The sequence below is a fragment of the Maribacter taeanensis genome (assembly GCF_047345145.1).
In the GTDB taxonomy this organism is placed as follows: Bacteria; Bacteroidota; Bacteroidia; order Flavobacteriales; family Flavobacteriaceae; genus Maribacter_C.
Map to the genome: position 1 here is coordinate 858,955 of NZ_JBLFER010000001.1, position 14,923 is coordinate 873,877.

Sequence of the window (14,923 nt, forward strand, 5' to 3'; positions counted from 1 at the left end):
CAACAAAGATACCCACAAATTAAAAACTAATTTATACTTAAAATGTGATATGATTTTCTGATAACAATTGATAGATTAGCATGGCAACTAAGCCATATTTTAGTATTTTGTACTCCCTATGAAAAAAGCTTATTTCGCACTAATCGTATCTGTTCTGATTATAAGTTGTTCTCAACCAGAACGCAATTGTCAAGATTATAAAACAGGAACTTTTAGTTTTAAATATATAGTTGATGGAGAAGAAAAGACAGGTAAGTTTACTAGGGATGATCAGTATAGCGTAGAGTACTATGATAATAAAATTGACAGCGCTACTGTGAAATGGCTCAACGATTGTGAGTTTGTATTACAAGATGTAAAAATGAAGTCATCAGTGCATATGAAGATATTGTCTACTACGGATAATTCTTATACATTTGAGTATAGCCTTGTTGGAGATGCAAAAAAATTGCAAGGAACAGCCATAAAAACTAACTAAACACTACACCTATGTTCGAAATTTTCGCAAGTCCGGATGCTTGGATAGCTCTTTTAACCCTTACATTTTTAGAAATCGTACTAGGAATAGATAATATCATTTTTATCTCTATCGCTGCAGGAAAACTTGAACCAAGTCAAAGAAAGAAAGCTACTAATATCGGATTGGTTCTAGCTATGGCGATGCGTATCATTTTACTTTTCGGAATTACCTGGTTAGTTGCCGCTAAGAAACCCTTTTGGGTATTTGATTCTGACTGGATATCTGGTGGTGTCAGTTGGCAATCGCTCATTCTCTTTGCCGGAGGTTTATTTCTTCTGTACAAAAGTACGCGCGAGATTCATGAAAAGGTAGAAGATCGTGGACATGACGAACGTGAAGTAACAAATGCCCGAGGAAATACATTGACAAAGGCAATTCTTCAAATAACGGTTATTAATATTGTTTTCTCTTTTGATTCTATACTAACCGCGATTGGTATGACCAATGGCATCTCCCCAAACCCTAATGACGCTTTAATCTTAATGATTGTTGCGGTTGTGATTTCGGTTATAATCATGATGTTATTTGCTAATCCTGTCGGGGAATTTGTCAACAAACACCCATCAATTCAAATTTTAGGACTTTCGTTCTTAATTCTAATTGGTTTTATGCTCATCGCAGAAGCTGCTCATTTAGGCCACCTTGTTGTTTTTGATCAAGAAGTAGGCACCGTTCCAAAAGGGTATCTATACTTTGCAATTGCTTTCTCTTTATTGGTGGAGTTTTTTAATATGCGAATGGAGAAGAATAGAAAGGCTAAGGCGTAGTTGATAAACTCACTTTTTCCAATCCTAAATAAGTCTAAGGTTGAATTACAAAATCATAACCAAAGTTCTATCAATTTTAATTGCAAGTGTTTGGTTTATCAATGGATTGTATTGCAAAATTTTAAATTTCGTACCTCGACATCAAGATATTGTTGCTAGAATTCTCGGGGAAGATTATGCAGAAGCGATTACTAAAACAATAGGTGTTTTAGAGCTTATAATGGTTGTTTGGATTTTAATTGATTACAAATCTAAACTAAATGCGATTGCTCAAATAACCATTATTATTTTAATGAATATAATTGAGTTTGTTTTAGCAAAAGACTTGTTACTATTTGGTTATGTAAACATCGTAATTGCATTACTCTTTTCAGCAATAATATATTTTAATGAGTTTCACCTAAAAGAAAAAATTGTTCAATCTTAAAAACCATCCATTTGCAGTTGAAACACACTTCGAAGATTCGATTGTGCTGACATATGCCATTGCTAAAGAAGAGTTACAAGACTTAGTTCCAGAATGTTTAGAGCTTGATACTTTTGACAACAAATGGGCTTTTATAGCCTTAGCAATGGTCAATACAAAAGATTTACGACCTAAAGGGTTGCCTAAATTCATTGGCAATGATTTCTTTTTAATTGGTTATCGTGTGTTTGTCCGTTACACGGATAAAAGAGGGAAGCGATTGCGAGGATTATATATTTTGAAGTCTGAAACCAACAAAAGTAAAATGTCTTTCTTCGGAAATATTTTCACTCATTACAATTATACAACTACAGATATCAGCATTAAAAAAGAGAATGAAAATCTTAATATTCGTTCAGAAAAATCTGGTTTGGATGTCATTGTAAATTCAAGTAAGACTGATATTCATTTACCAAAACAATCACCATTTAGCGATTGGAAAGAAGCTAGGCGCTTTGCCGGTCCGTTACCGTTTACCTTTACGTATAATGAAGAAAGTAAGGAGGTTTTAATTATTGAAGGGGTTCGACAAAATTGGAAACCAAAACCACTTCATGTGGAAAAAGCGATGGTGAAGTTTATAAAGGAAAAAGACTTTAAAAACATACACCTAGCAAATGCTTTTGTAGTTAGCAATATTCCGTATTGTTGGAAAAAGGGAAAAAAAGAGCAATGGAAATAAAGAGGAGAAAATTTCAAGGTGTTTTAAATATTTTAAGCTTTAATAGGCATTTTTACGTTATAGGGCTTATCGTTCTAGCCATAATTAGTATTGGCTTAATGCTGTTGAAAGTACCGACCTTCTTCACATGGATAATTGTAGGCGCTTTTCTTTATGGTCTCATTGCACCATTAATTGTTTCAGCATACGTTTATGATTTCTCTGGATATTATGATTTTAATTGGTTAAAAACACTCAAATTAAAGGACTCGGAACCCAAGCAATTAATAAATATCAATGCGGGTTTTGATGAAACTAGTTTTATACTAGATTCTAATTTTCCAAATTCAGATTTAAAAGTTTTTGATTTTTATGATGCAAAACGACATACAGAGCCGGCAATAATTAGAGCACGAAAGGTTAGTTTAGTGTATCCAAATACAACTCAAATAAAGGCCGACGAAATCCCCCTAAGTGATACCTCAGTTGATCTTATTTTTCTGCTTTCAGCTGTTCACGAGATACGATCTCATAAAGAGAAGGTAGCATTTTTAAAAGAGTGCCACAGAATTTGTAAGCCTAATGGAAAAGTTATCACCGTTGAACATTTAAGAGACATTCCTAATTTTTTCGCATTTTCAATTGGGTTTACTCACTTTTTTTCTAGAAAAGCTTGGAAAAAGGCCTTTAAAGAAGCGGGGTTCTCTTCATTTGAAGAAACTAAATTCACCGCTTTTATGTCTATTTTTAATTGCGCCCCTTAATTCTTAAATATGCAGATTCATTTTAAGGGAATTGGAATTTTGTTGATGACCTTAGCATGCATTCACGCTATTTTTCCAAAATACTTTAATTGGAAAGAAGAGCTTAAATCATTGAGTTTAATAAACAAACAAATGATGATAGTGCACACTTTTTTTATTGCTCTTGTCGTTTTTCTCATTGGTCTACTGTGCTTTACATCATCAAAAGAACTTATAGACACGAAATTGGGTAAGTTAATTTCCCTGGGCCTCGCAATATTCTGGACATTTCGGCTTTATTTTCAATTTTTCGTCTATTCCTCAAAGCTTTGGAAAGGAAAAAAGAAGGAAACCCTAATTCATATAAAATTTAGTATACTCTGGGCATATCTAAGTGTGATATTTTGGTTGAATTATTTAAATTAAAGCACTTCAGCAACTGCAACTGCAACTGCAACTGCAACTGCAAAATAAAATATTACTAAATAGTGGGCACTAAAAGTATAGGGCTGGAAACCAGATATAAAAAGTACTAATACGTTCTTCCAAATACCTAAATCGTTAATTAGGGCGACTAAACGCAACCTCAGGATTCTCCGCTTTCTGCTTCTTAAAGAGTCGTTGTTGCTGTTTTACAGTCATTGTACTGCCATCATGACTCCAGCCTGGAGGACCGAAAACATACATGAATTTATGCCACAGGTTAGTTGACTTTTTCATGTCGTTCCAAATATCTTTATACTCATGGGTTAAGATAACCAAAGGGTTATAAGATTGAGGGGCGTGAATAACACCAAATTTCACATCTACATCGTCATCAAGTTCTTTCCATGTACCGAATATCTTATCGAAAATGTTCAAGAAACCACCATGATTCTTGTCTAGATATTCCACATTTTGTGCATGGTGTACTTGGTGCATCGTATGTGTATTGAAAATTTTCTCAATCCACCCCATCTTGGGAATATACTGGGTATGTAACTGAAATTGCCAGAACGATTCAATTGCTAACGCAAAAATCACCACCTCTACTGGAAATCCAATGGCAGGCATCCACATGTAAAAGAAAGGCTTGTATAAAAGGGTAAACCATCCATTACGGATTGCGGTTCCTAAGTTGAAATGATCTGAAGAATGATGCACAATATGGGCCGCCCATAAGACCCTAATTTCATGATTTGCTCTGTGAAACCAATAATAAGTGAAATCATCTGCCAATTGGGCTAGTAAAAAGATATACCATTCGAATCCGAACGTATTATACCCTAATATATTTCTTCGAGCACCTGTAGCAATATCAACAACGGGATTGAACAATTCAAAAGCCCAATTAAAAACGACAATTAAAAGTGTTACTTTAAGCAAAGGACCAATAATTGCGGAGCCAATACCCATAGCGCCACTTGCCATAAAGTCTTTCCAAACATAAAGTTCTTTATTATCGTGTGAATGACTGTACGCTATTTCGGCTAAAATGAAGGCAATAAAGGCGGGTGCTCCGTAAACTAGGGGGTTTGTTAAATCCATTAAAATTCAAATTTTGCTAAAGATAGGTATTATCAGTTCTTCTGAACAAGTTGTTAAACGTTTTGGCGCATCTAGGTATAAGCTATAGCTATTGCTTAAACAAAATCAGTCTTTTTGCTTTTCTAAAAGTCGATTTTGTTCTTCTAATAACTTTTCAATTTTCGAAAGAAGTTCTATATTCTTGGGAGTTTCTACTTTCTTGTTGGTTACATCTTCTGCTTGGTCTCGAAAACGATTCATGCCTTTGATAACGATGAAAATGGTGAGCGCAACAATTAAGAAATCTATCAATACATTAAAAAGATCTCCATATTCAATGGCCACTTCTTCGACATAATCGGTGCCTTCTCTCAACACAAATTTCATATTGGAAAAATCAGTACCTCCCGTCAGTATAGACAGCGGCGGCATGATTATCTTTTTAACCAAAGTATTTACCACGGCATTAAAAGAGGCGCCAATAATAATACCTATGGCCATATCGACCATATTTCCCTTTATGGCAAAATTCTTAAACTCGGTGAAAAAGTTTTTCATTACTAAAACAGGGTTATTTGTCCTTCGTCATCATCTTCTTCACTTCGTTTCTCTTTTAAACTATTTTTGGGCTTTTGCGTACGTAATTTTTCAATTTTCACTGGTTCAACAACTCCTTCTTGCGTTACCACATTTTCTTCATCTACAACTTCAATCTCGGCAGTAGCTATAGGTTCTGGTTTATCATACGGAAGCGGCTCAATCGCATTAATTTCGAGAACCTTGTCTTTTGTGAGCTGGTTGCCCATTGCAGAAATTCCTTTTACAGAAATAAACTGCTCTAAATCAAGCTCTAAATTATCTTGGCGATCTTTACCACGCTGCTTGGCAAAAGTTACTTCTGCTCGCGGACGATAATCAGTAAACACCTTCTCTAAATACGATTTGGGATGATCACTTATTATCGATTCTACCTTATCAGGATTATCGATTAAAAACCGCTTCACATAAAATAACTCCTTGTCTCCTTCCCAATAGATAGCAGAAATCGGTTTTTCCGGCTCCCACTTTTCGAGAACAATCATATCATCCTCAAAACGAAGTGTCAATTCCGGAATTACCGTTTTGATAACACCTTTTTGATTTACAATTAGTAATCTATCTTCGCTTGTAAATTCTCCCAAGAAGTCACCTCGATCATCAATATTCAGCCGTTGTACCGTGTCGTCGAACCATAATTTACGGGGCTTTAAAGTTGAAAGACCTTTTTCTTTCAACTCGATTCTTTTCACCGAATACTTGGTAACCAAGTTCCCTTTAGAAGCACGCCCTTTGATCAATGAATCTGAAAAATCAAGATCCCACTTTAATTTTTTAATGCTTCCTACTTGTCGAAGCAATACTGTAACTACTTCTGCTTCGCCGTTGGGGTTGGCCGAGAAGTAAAGTACATCGGTACCTGCTTTTCCAGTCCCTAACGGATATAATTTATCTCTCGTAATACTGGTGACATTAAAGCGCTTGATATAACTTGGACCACCTTTGCCATCCTTATAAATCATATTATAAGTAGTGCGCTTATCTTTTTTCTTGAAAACGGCAACATGAATGATATTTTTGGCGACAAAAGTTTTGGAATCTACCTTAGTTACCATCATATTCCCATCTTTGGTGAATACAATAACGTCATCAATATCAGCACAATCTGTTACGTATTCATCTCTACGAAGTGATGTGCCCACAAAACCTTCTTCACGGTTTACATAGAGTTTTGTATTTCGAATAACTACTTTCGTTGCCTCAATATCGTCAAAAATTCGAATCTCTGACTTGCGTTCACGGCCTTTGCCATAGGTGCTTTTCAGACGCTTGAAATAATCAATGGCAAAATCTATGATATTGGCCAAGTTGTTTTTAACCTCTGCAATCTTTTCTTCAAGATTATCAAGGTGCTGTTGTGCCTTGTCTAAATCAAACTTGGAGATTTTCTTGATTTTGATTTCCGTTAGACGCAGTATATCTTCTTCAGTAACCGCTCGTTTTAAGTGTTTCGTGTGTGGCTTGAGCCCTTTATCAATAGCTTTGATGACACCTTCCCAAGTTTCCTCCTCTTCAATATCACGGTAGATACGGTTCTCAATAAAGATTCTTTCTAAGGATGCCGCATGCCATTGCGCTTCGAGTTCTCCTAACTGAATTTCCAACTCTTGACGGAGCAATTCCACAGTAGCATCTGTAGAACGCTTTAGCATTTCCACCACTCCGATAAATAGCGGTTTGTTATCTTCAATAATACAACCTAAGGGAGAAATTGAAGTTTCACAATTGGTAAAAGCATATAAGGCATCAATAGTTTTATCTGGAGATATTCCCGAAGGGAGATGCACTAGAATCTCAACATCCGCAGCGGTATTATCTTCGATTTTCTTAACCTTAATCTTCCCTTTGTCGTTTGCTTTTAGGATGGAATCAATAAGACTGGAAGTATTCGTTCCATAAGGTATCTCATTGATAACCAATGTATTTTTATTTAAGGGAGCTATTTTCGCACGTACACGAATCTTACCCCCACGCATACCATCGTTGTAATTCGTTACGTCAATAATTCCGGAAGTTGGAAAATCTGGAAAAAGTTTAAAACGCTTTCCTTGTAAATGCTTGATAGAAGCATCAATAAGTTCATTAAAATTGTGAGGTAGCACTTTGGTGGAGAGTCCCACTGCGATACCCTCTGCCCCTTGCGCCAGTAACAACGGAAACATCACCGGAAGATTTACTGGTTCCTTTTTTCGGCCATCATAGGATTGTTGCCATTCTGTGATTTTGGGACTAAAAACAACATCTAAAGCAAATTTGGAAAGTCTGGCTTCAATATATCTTGATGCTGCCGCTCTATCGCCTGTTAGAATATTTCCCCAGTTACCTTGGGTATCAATCAACAAATCTTTCTGACCCATTTGCACCATGGCATCTGCAATACTCGCGTCACCATGCGGGTGATACTGCATGGTGTGTCCAACAACATTGGCAACTTTGTTGTAACGCCCGTCGTCTAATTCTTTAAGGGCATGCATGATACGGCGTTGTACGGGTTTGAATCCGTCTTCAATGGCCGGCACAGCACGTTCTAAAATCACATAAGAAGCGTAATCTAGAAACCATTCCTTATACATTCCTGTTACCTTGGTCAAGGCATCGTCTTCTTCGTCGGAAAGCTCGTTTATGGCATCAGAAGGTAGTCGCTCTGTTTCAGCGGGCAAGTTTTCATCAGCATTAGAAGACCCCTCATCTTCTGTGGGTAGACCCTCCTGGTCGGCGGGTAAATTCAAATCATCATCGTTCTCTTCCATAAAGGATTACAACTAGTTTTGGTTTGGTACTTATTGATTCTCTTCTACTAAATCAATCTCAACCTTAAGGTTTTCAATAATAAACTTCTGTCGATCTGGTGTATTCTTACCCATATAGAAGCTCAATAATTCTTCAATAGACATTGCCTTATCAAGCATCACAGGTTCTAATCGAATATCATCACCAATAAAATGCACAAACTCATCAGGTGATATTTCTCCCAAGCCTTTGAATCGAGTTATTTCTGGTTTTCCTGTTAGTTTCTCAATGGCATTTCTGCGTTCTTCGTCACTGTAGCAATAAATCGTTTCCTTCTTGTTGCGCACACGGAATAAAGGTGTTTGCAAAATATAAAGATGATTCTCTTTTATAAGCTCTGGAAAGAACTGTAAAAAGAAGGTAATCAATAACAATCGAATGTGCATTCCATCGACATCGGCATCAGTGGCAATTACGATATTGTTATACCGCAAGTCTTCCATCGATTCCTCAATATTCAATGCCGCTTGTAGAAGATTGAATTCTTCATTCTCATAGACGATCTTTTTAGATAATCCGTAAGAGTTTAAAGGCTTTCCTTTTAAACTAAAAACCGCTTGTGTATTTACGTCTCGAGACTTTGTAATAGAACCAGAGGCAGAATCACCCTCAGTAATAAACAAAGTACTTTCTAGATTTCTATCTTTTTTGGTATCTCCTAAGTGTATGCGACAATCTCGTAATTTTTTGTTGTGCAAGTTTGCCTTTTTAGCTCGATCCTTAGCCAGCTTACGAATTCCAGAGAGTTCCTTTCGTTCACGTTCAGCTTGCAATATTTTGCGCTGCAAAGCTTCCCTTGCATCTTGATTCTTATGTAAATAATTATCCAAATATTTCCCTACGAAATCATTTATGTAGGTACGTACGGTAGGAAGTCCACCACCCATATCTGTTGAACCTAATTTCGTCTTGGTTTGACTTTCAAAGACGGGCTCCATAACTTTAATAGCAATAGCAGAAATAATAGATTTTCTGATATCAGAGGGATCATAGTTCTTTCCGTAAAACTCACGAATTGTCTTCACCAAAGCTTCTCTAAATGCGGTTTGGTGCGTTCCTCCTTGAGTTGTGTTTTGTCCATTTACAAAAGAATGATACTCCTCGCTATACTGCGTTTTACTGTGCGTTATAGCAATTTCAATATCGTCTCCCTTTAAATGAATCACAGGATATAAAAAATCTTCTGTGTTATTATTATCTTCTAATAAATCTTTTAATCCATTTTCGGAATGGTACTTCTCTCCATTAAAGTCAATCGTTAATCCCGGATTTAAATACACGTAATTCTTTAGCATGCGCTCAACATACTCTGCACGGAATTTGTATTTTTTAAAAATAGCTTCATCAGGTCGAAAAGTAACTCGAGTACCTTTTCGTTGTGAAGATGCTTCAGGGCCTTCTTCTTTGATTAGATTTCCTTGGCTGAATTCAGCTGTTTTAATTTTATTATCTCGGGAAGATTGTACTTCGAAGAAACTAGAAAGCGCATTGACCGCTTTTGTACCTACTCCGTTTAATCCCACTGATTTCTTAAAAGCGCGCGAGTCGTATTTACCACCCGTATTCATTTTAGAAACCACATCTACCACTTTTCCTAAAGGAATACCACGACCATAGTCACGGACTTTAACCAAACCATCTTTAATGCGAATTTCAATGGTCTTCCCCGCCCCCATTACGAATTCATCGATACAGTTATCGAGAACCTCTTTGAGCAGAATATAGACACCGTCATCGGCTGAAGAACCATCACCTAGCTTACCAATATACATACCAGGTCGCATACGAATATGTTCCTTCCAGTCTAACGAACGGATATTATCTTCGGTATATTGGGTATTTTCAGCCATCTATAGGGGTTTAATCTGAGCGTGGCTAATATAAGACTAGTTCAAAAAAAATGAAACCCCTATGTTATAAAGTAATTAACAAAGAAAATATGGTTTTGTTGATAGAAATCATCTAGTCACATAAGTTCAACATGGCCCTCGCATCACCTTCGGGATTGTTCTCAGTTCCGTTAAAAAATCCTTCTACATAAAATCTGGATGAGTTATTGTCATATACATTCTTTAACCCACAAACATCATTTAGATTACTATTATTTTCTATTATAGCTCCGTTGACTCTTGTATCTTGGGGAAACCTGTATATATTCACTAAATTCCTTAACCCATCTAAATTTACTAGTTTTTCATTGTAGCTAATTTTGATGTTTCCATACCAATTTGACGTAAGATTTTCTAAAGCATCAATATTCAAAAGGTTTTCATTGGACTCTATTCTAATTCTTCCAAAGCAAATAGTACAAGCCTCTCCAAAACCAGTACTATTGAGACTTTCCAAACCGGTTAAATTTTCTAGTGAATCATTTCTCCATATTTCAAGGCCCTGGTCTATTGTCTTTAAATTGTTGAGTCCATTAAGGCTGGTTAGACTCATATTTTGATTAATGTCAACTCCCCCATTTAAAACTTTCTCCAACCCTTCCAAACCTTGAAGATTCTCAAGATTTCTGTTAATTGTAATTACTAAGTTTCCATATATTGATCTAATATTTTCAAGGCCATTTAAGGAAGTTAAAGAATTATTTAAAAGTAAAGAAAGTCCGTTCAAGCCAGTCAGTTTTTCAAATCCGTTAAATGATTCTAATACTGGATTAGCGGTTACATTTACTCTGCCCCCAATATTCGTAAGTGATTCAAAAAAAGTAAAATCTTCAATAGTCGATAGGCCTTGAATCGTCAATTTAGCACCAATAGAATTCAACTTATTAAGTCCTACTAAATTGCCATTAATTCGATTAATTGAAAGATCAGTTCCTATTGTTTCTAAGTTGTTAAAGGCATTTAATTCACTTACCGCACCTTGGGAATTATTTATTAAATAAAGCCCACCTGCAATGGTCAATAGATTATTAAAACCAGAAATACTATAAACTGCTTCTTCAGCGAAGAATATTATGTCACCTCCAACTTCCTCTAATTTCTCAAATGTGTTTATTGACTGTAAAGCCTTATTTCTTATAATGGAAATATCTGCTCCAACATTTTTTAATTCAATAAAGCCGTTTAGTTCGTTTAAGATTAAATTTTCTTCAATTATCAAGGAATCACTAATTGTAGAAATCGTATTTAGAGGATTCAAATTAACAATTGTTGATGGAACATTGGAGTCTTTAATCTTTAGACTACCAGAAATAGCGGTAAAACCTTCTGCTCCGAAGTCATCAACTTCTTGCTGAGTAGTTAAAACTAAATCTCCCTCGTAAACCTTTGCAATAGGTTCTGGTTCCAAAGTCGTAAAACTGATCTCATTACCATAAGCCGTTCCCTCATTATTGGTTGCATATGCTCTTAAAAAATAAGCGGTGTTAGCATCTAAACCTTCCAAAGAGCTACTAAACACTCCGATACCGGTTGCATTTGTTGTTTTGTTATCAGAAACAGTTGGCTCTGTTGATGTGCTCCAGCAAACACCCCTTTCGGTGATAGTGGCTCCACCATCATCAGTTACATTTCCACCAGATATAGCAGTACTTTCAGTAATCTCAGAAATGGCAGCAGTAGTTACTTTTGGGATACTTAGTGATGGCGTATTTTCTGGTTCTGGTTCATTAGAATCAGACTTTGAGCAACTATAAATCAGTAAAAAAACAAATAAATAGGTTAATACATTTTTGGTTCTTAGCATCTGGCAAATTTTATTTTTTGAAACAATCACATTTCAAAGAAAACAAATTACCACAAAGAAAAATGCAGATCATATTAAAAAACCAAATTAACCGTTGAAATGCATTTTATTGATTTCCAAAATTTTAAGAATTTAAAATCTCAAAAGCAGGCTAAACATTAAATCTAAAATGCATAACATCACCATCTTTGATGATGTACTCTTTACCCTCCACTCGCATCTTGCCAGCTTCTTTTACTTTGGCTTCACTACCAAAAGTAACATAGTCATCATAGGCGATAACTTCTGCACGAATAAAGCCTTTCTCAAAATCGGTATGTATAACTCCTGCTGCTTGGGGAGCAGTAGCACCAACGGGAATCGTCCAAGCTCGGACTTCTTTCTCCCCTGCTGTAAAATAAGTTTCAAGGTTTAATAATTTGTAAGCACCTCGTATCAATTTTGCCGAACCTGGTTCTGAGAGACCTAAATCTTCTAAGAACATTTGACGCTCGTCATAAGTCTCCAATTCGGTAATGTCTGCTTCAGTACCAACCGCTAAAACCACAACTTCTGCATTTTCGTTGGCTACTGCGGCCTTAACTTTGTCCACGTAAGCATTACCAGAAACGGCTGCATCTTCATCTACATTACAAACATACATTACTGGTTTATCTGTAATGAATTGTAACGGGTTCACATACTCCGCTCTATCTTCTTTTAAAAGTTCAACGGCACGTACTGAAGTTCCTGCTTCTAGACCATTTTTGATAGCTAACAAAACAGCTTCTTCTTTTTGTGCTTCTTTGTTTCCTGTTTTTGCAGCTCGCTTTACTTTATCCAACTTCTTTTCTACAGTCTCCAAGTCTTTAAGCTGGAGTTCCATATCAATGGTCTCTTTATCGCGAATAGGATCTACAGAACCATCTACATGAACAATATTATCGTTATCAAAGCATCTTAAAACATGTAGAATCGCATCTGTTTCACGAATGTTTCCTAAGAACTGATTTCCAAGGCCTTCACCTTTGCTCGCACCTTTTACTAATCCTGCGATATCAACAATTTCTACAGTAGCTGGAATCACTTTTTCGGGATTGACTAGTTCCTCCAACTTTTCCAAACGCGTATCAGGAACGTTTACTACCCCAATATTCGGTTCAATAGTACAAAAAGGAAAGTTTGCACTTTGCGCTTTGGCATTTGACAAACAATTAAAAAGAGTAGATTTTCCAACATTGGGTAATCCTACAATACCTGCTTTCATCTTTATTATATTAAGTGCAACCGTAGTCGCTATCTTTTATTCGGGTGCAAATATAGTTTTTACCCATGAGAACTTCGAGGCTGGCAAACTTAGATTTTTATTATAAAAAACATTAAAAAATTACAATGCATGCATATGATTTTTATTCAAAGAAAATATTAAATTCCTTAAATATTTTTACCTAAAACACCAAATACCTAACATATCTTTAGTTTTTAACAATTATTTAATATATTTTAAATATATTGTGCCAATCCCATAAATCTGTTCATGAACAATTTTTCTGAAAAATCATTATGGCATTCATTTGTTGAAGGTGATGTTAACGCTTTTTCTACCCTTTTTAAGACCTATTACTCCTATCTTCACAATTATGGAGTGAAAATTTCTGGGAATCCGGCTCTAACGGAAGACTGTCTTCAAAGTTTTTTTGTCTATTTATATGACAATCGTAAAAACCTTGACTCGGTCTCTCAAATTAAATCATACCTCTTTGTTGCCTTTCGAAGATCACTCTTCAAATATTTAAAAAAAGAGCGTAAACTCATTACATATGAAACGGTTTTTGAAAACTCTACTAATTTTGAGTTCTCGCCTGAGGAACTAATGATTGATCAAGAATTTACCAAAACTAGAATACAAACCTTAACAAAACTACTCAATGGACTTTCTACTCGCCAACGAGAAGTTATCTATCTAAAGTATTATAGCGATCTATCAACCCAAGAAATTTCCGAGGTAATGTCTATCTCTTACCAAAGTGTTCTAAACACCCTTCAAAAGGCTTTTACAAGCCTAAGAACGCATATCGAATCTCAGGAGATAAAGCAAGTTTTTCAAATAAATTGAAATTTCTTCAAAAAATAGGGTATAACTTCAAAAGAGAGGTCTCTATATTTATAACTACGATTACATTATGAGTGAAACCGACCAATCTCTTCTAGAGATTCTTTTAAATGATTCTTCCTTTCAAAACTGGGCTAGCCGCAGTAACCAAAATGATATGGACTATTGGGAATCATGGGTTAGTAAAAATCCTGATAAGATAGAAACAGCTTATACGGCCAAGTCGATCATAACTGGTATTGCTTTTAATAAAGTTTCTCTACCGGAAGGTAAAGTTACTATGGAATTAGATGCTGTTTTAGATCAGATTAAATCAAAGACGGATAAGAAAGTAATTCCATTAAAAAAGAAATTAAATGCTCGCCTCAAAAAATACACGGCTATTGCAGCGGTTTGCATACTTTTTCTAACCCTAGGAAATGTTTTCTTTAATGGTTCTTCTGAGGTAGTTCATAAAACTGGTTTTGGTGAGATTATCGATTTAAAACTACCCGATGGAACTTCGGTTGTTTTAAATGGTAATTCAGAAATCAAATACGAAAAAGATAATTCGCGAAATATTGAATTAACAGGGGAAGCCTACTTTAAGGTAAAGTCCATTCCATCAACGAATGCAAAATTCTGGGTCAATACAAAAGACTTAAAAGTTGAAGTATATGGAACTCAATTTCATGTAAATACGCGAGAAGAAAAAACAGATGTTTTGCTAGATGAAGGTTCTATTCATTTGGTTTTACAGAATGGTACCACGAAAAAAATGGTTCCAGGTGAACTGGTTTCTTTTTCCAAAGGAAATAACGAGGTAACACACCAGAAAGTAACTACTGAAATTCCCTACTCGCTTTGGCGAGAAGGCACCTATGTCTTCAATAACATCACGCTGCAAGAAGTAATGAATAACATAGAACATGCTTACGGATTGGAAGTAGAATTCATTGATGAAGAACTTAAACAACAATTATTAACCGGGGGTATACCCAATCAAAACCTGAAAATTTGCTTGTCAGCAATTGAAAAATCGACAGGAACTCGAATTGTCCAAAAAGACAATAGCCTTATACTATTTAAAAACTCAATAAACTAAAACT

At 35.7% G+C, this 14,923-nt stretch carries 13 protein-coding genes; 7 read left to right on the forward strand and 6 right to left on the reverse strand.

Features of this window, described 5'->3' with window-relative positions; genetic code table 11:
* Window positions 1–118 precede the first annotated feature (118 nt).
* The 5 genes from ACKWCD_RS03755 to ACKWCD_RS03775 are packed head-to-tail and all read left to right on the forward strand — an operon-like array spanning window position 119 to window position 3,178.
* On the forward strand, window positions 119–478 hold the full coding sequence (locus ACKWCD_RS03755; protein WP_413982595.1) for a hypothetical protein: 360 nt from the start codon (window positions 119–121) through the stop codon (window positions 476–478).
* An 11-nt stretch (window positions 479–489) separates the two neighbouring features.
* Entirely contained in the window at window positions 490–1,287 is a 798-nt protein-coding gene (locus ACKWCD_RS03760) for a TerC family protein (RefSeq protein ID WP_413982596.1), read from the forward strand.
* Window positions 1,288–1,327: 40 nt separating this feature from the next.
* The gene (locus ACKWCD_RS03765; protein ID WP_413982597.1) at window positions 1,328–1,714 is read left to right on the forward strand and encodes a DoxX-like family protein; all 387 of its coding nucleotides are present in this window, start codon (window positions 1,328–1,330) and stop codon (window positions 1,712–1,714) included.
* Window positions 1,701–2,435, forward strand: coding sequence for a DUF2071 domain-containing protein (locus ACKWCD_RS03770; protein WP_413982598.1), 735 nt, complete (start codon window positions 1,701–1,703; stop codon window positions 2,433–2,435). The genes ACKWCD_RS03765 and ACKWCD_RS03770 overlap by 14 nt, the downstream gene beginning before the upstream one ends.
* Window positions 2,426–3,178 carry a class I SAM-dependent methyltransferase gene (locus tag ACKWCD_RS03775; RefSeq protein WP_413982599.1) on the forward strand — a complete coding sequence of 251 codons (753 nt, stop codon included), beginning with the start codon at window positions 2,426–2,428 and terminating at the stop codon, window positions 3,176–3,178. The genes ACKWCD_RS03770 and ACKWCD_RS03775 overlap by 10 nt, the downstream gene beginning before the upstream one ends.
* 540 nt (window positions 3,179–3,718) lie before the next feature.
* Here ACKWCD_RS03775 and ACKWCD_RS03780 read toward each other — a convergent pair.
* The 6 genes from ACKWCD_RS03780 to ychF all read right to left on the reverse strand — a co-directional run bounded on the left by ACKWCD_RS03780 (window position 3,719) and on the right by ychF (window position 12,989).
* A complete protein-coding gene (locus ACKWCD_RS03780) occupies window positions 3,719–4,684 on the reverse strand; it encodes a sterol desaturase family protein (RefSeq protein ID WP_413982600.1) in 966 nt (321 codons plus the stop codon).
* A gap of 105 nt (window positions 4,685–4,789) precedes the next feature.
* A complete protein-coding gene (gene mscL / locus ACKWCD_RS03785; protein WP_413982601.1) occupies window positions 4,790–5,221 on the reverse strand; it encodes a large-conductance mechanosensitive channel protein MscL in 432 nt (143 codons plus the stop codon).
* 2 nt (window positions 5,222–5,223) lie between these two features.
* Window positions 5,224–8,010 carry a DNA gyrase/topoisomerase IV subunit A gene (locus ACKWCD_RS03790; RefSeq protein WP_413982602.1) on the reverse strand — a complete coding sequence of 929 codons (2,787 nt, stop codon included), beginning with the start codon at window positions 8,008–8,010 and terminating at the stop codon, window positions 5,224–5,226.
* A gap of 30 nt (window positions 8,011–8,040) precedes the next feature.
* Complete coding sequence (locus tag ACKWCD_RS03795) at window positions 8,041–9,900, reverse strand: DNA topoisomerase IV subunit B (RefSeq protein ID WP_413982603.1); 1,860 nt, start codon at window positions 9,898–9,900, stop codon at window positions 8,041–8,043.
* A gap of 112 nt (window positions 9,901–10,012) precedes the next feature.
* Complete coding sequence (locus ACKWCD_RS03800; RefSeq protein ID WP_413982604.1) at window positions 10,013–11,743, reverse strand: hypothetical protein; 1,731 nt, start codon at window positions 11,741–11,743, stop codon at window positions 10,013–10,015.
* Window positions 11,744–11,894: 151 nt separating this feature from the next.
* Window positions 11,895–12,989, reverse strand: a complete 1,095-nt coding sequence (gene ychF, locus ACKWCD_RS03805) for a redox-regulated ATPase YchF (RefSeq protein WP_413982605.1) — start codon at window positions 12,987–12,989, stop codon at window positions 11,895–11,897.
* A 270-nt stretch (window positions 12,990–13,259) separates the two neighbouring features.
* On the opposite strand from ychF, the gene ACKWCD_RS03810 reads away from it, so the two are divergent.
* Both ACKWCD_RS03810 and ACKWCD_RS03815 read left to right on the forward strand, forming a co-directional pair.
* Entirely contained in the window at window positions 13,260–13,838 is a 579-nt protein-coding gene (locus ACKWCD_RS03810) for an RNA polymerase sigma factor (protein WP_413982606.1), read from the forward strand.
* A 67-nt stretch (window positions 13,839–13,905) separates the two neighbouring features.
* Window positions 13,906–14,919, forward strand: coding sequence for a FecR family protein (locus ACKWCD_RS03815; protein ID WP_413982607.1), 1,014 nt, complete (start codon window positions 13,906–13,908; stop codon window positions 14,917–14,919).
* Window positions 14,920–14,923 lie beyond the last annotated feature (4 nt).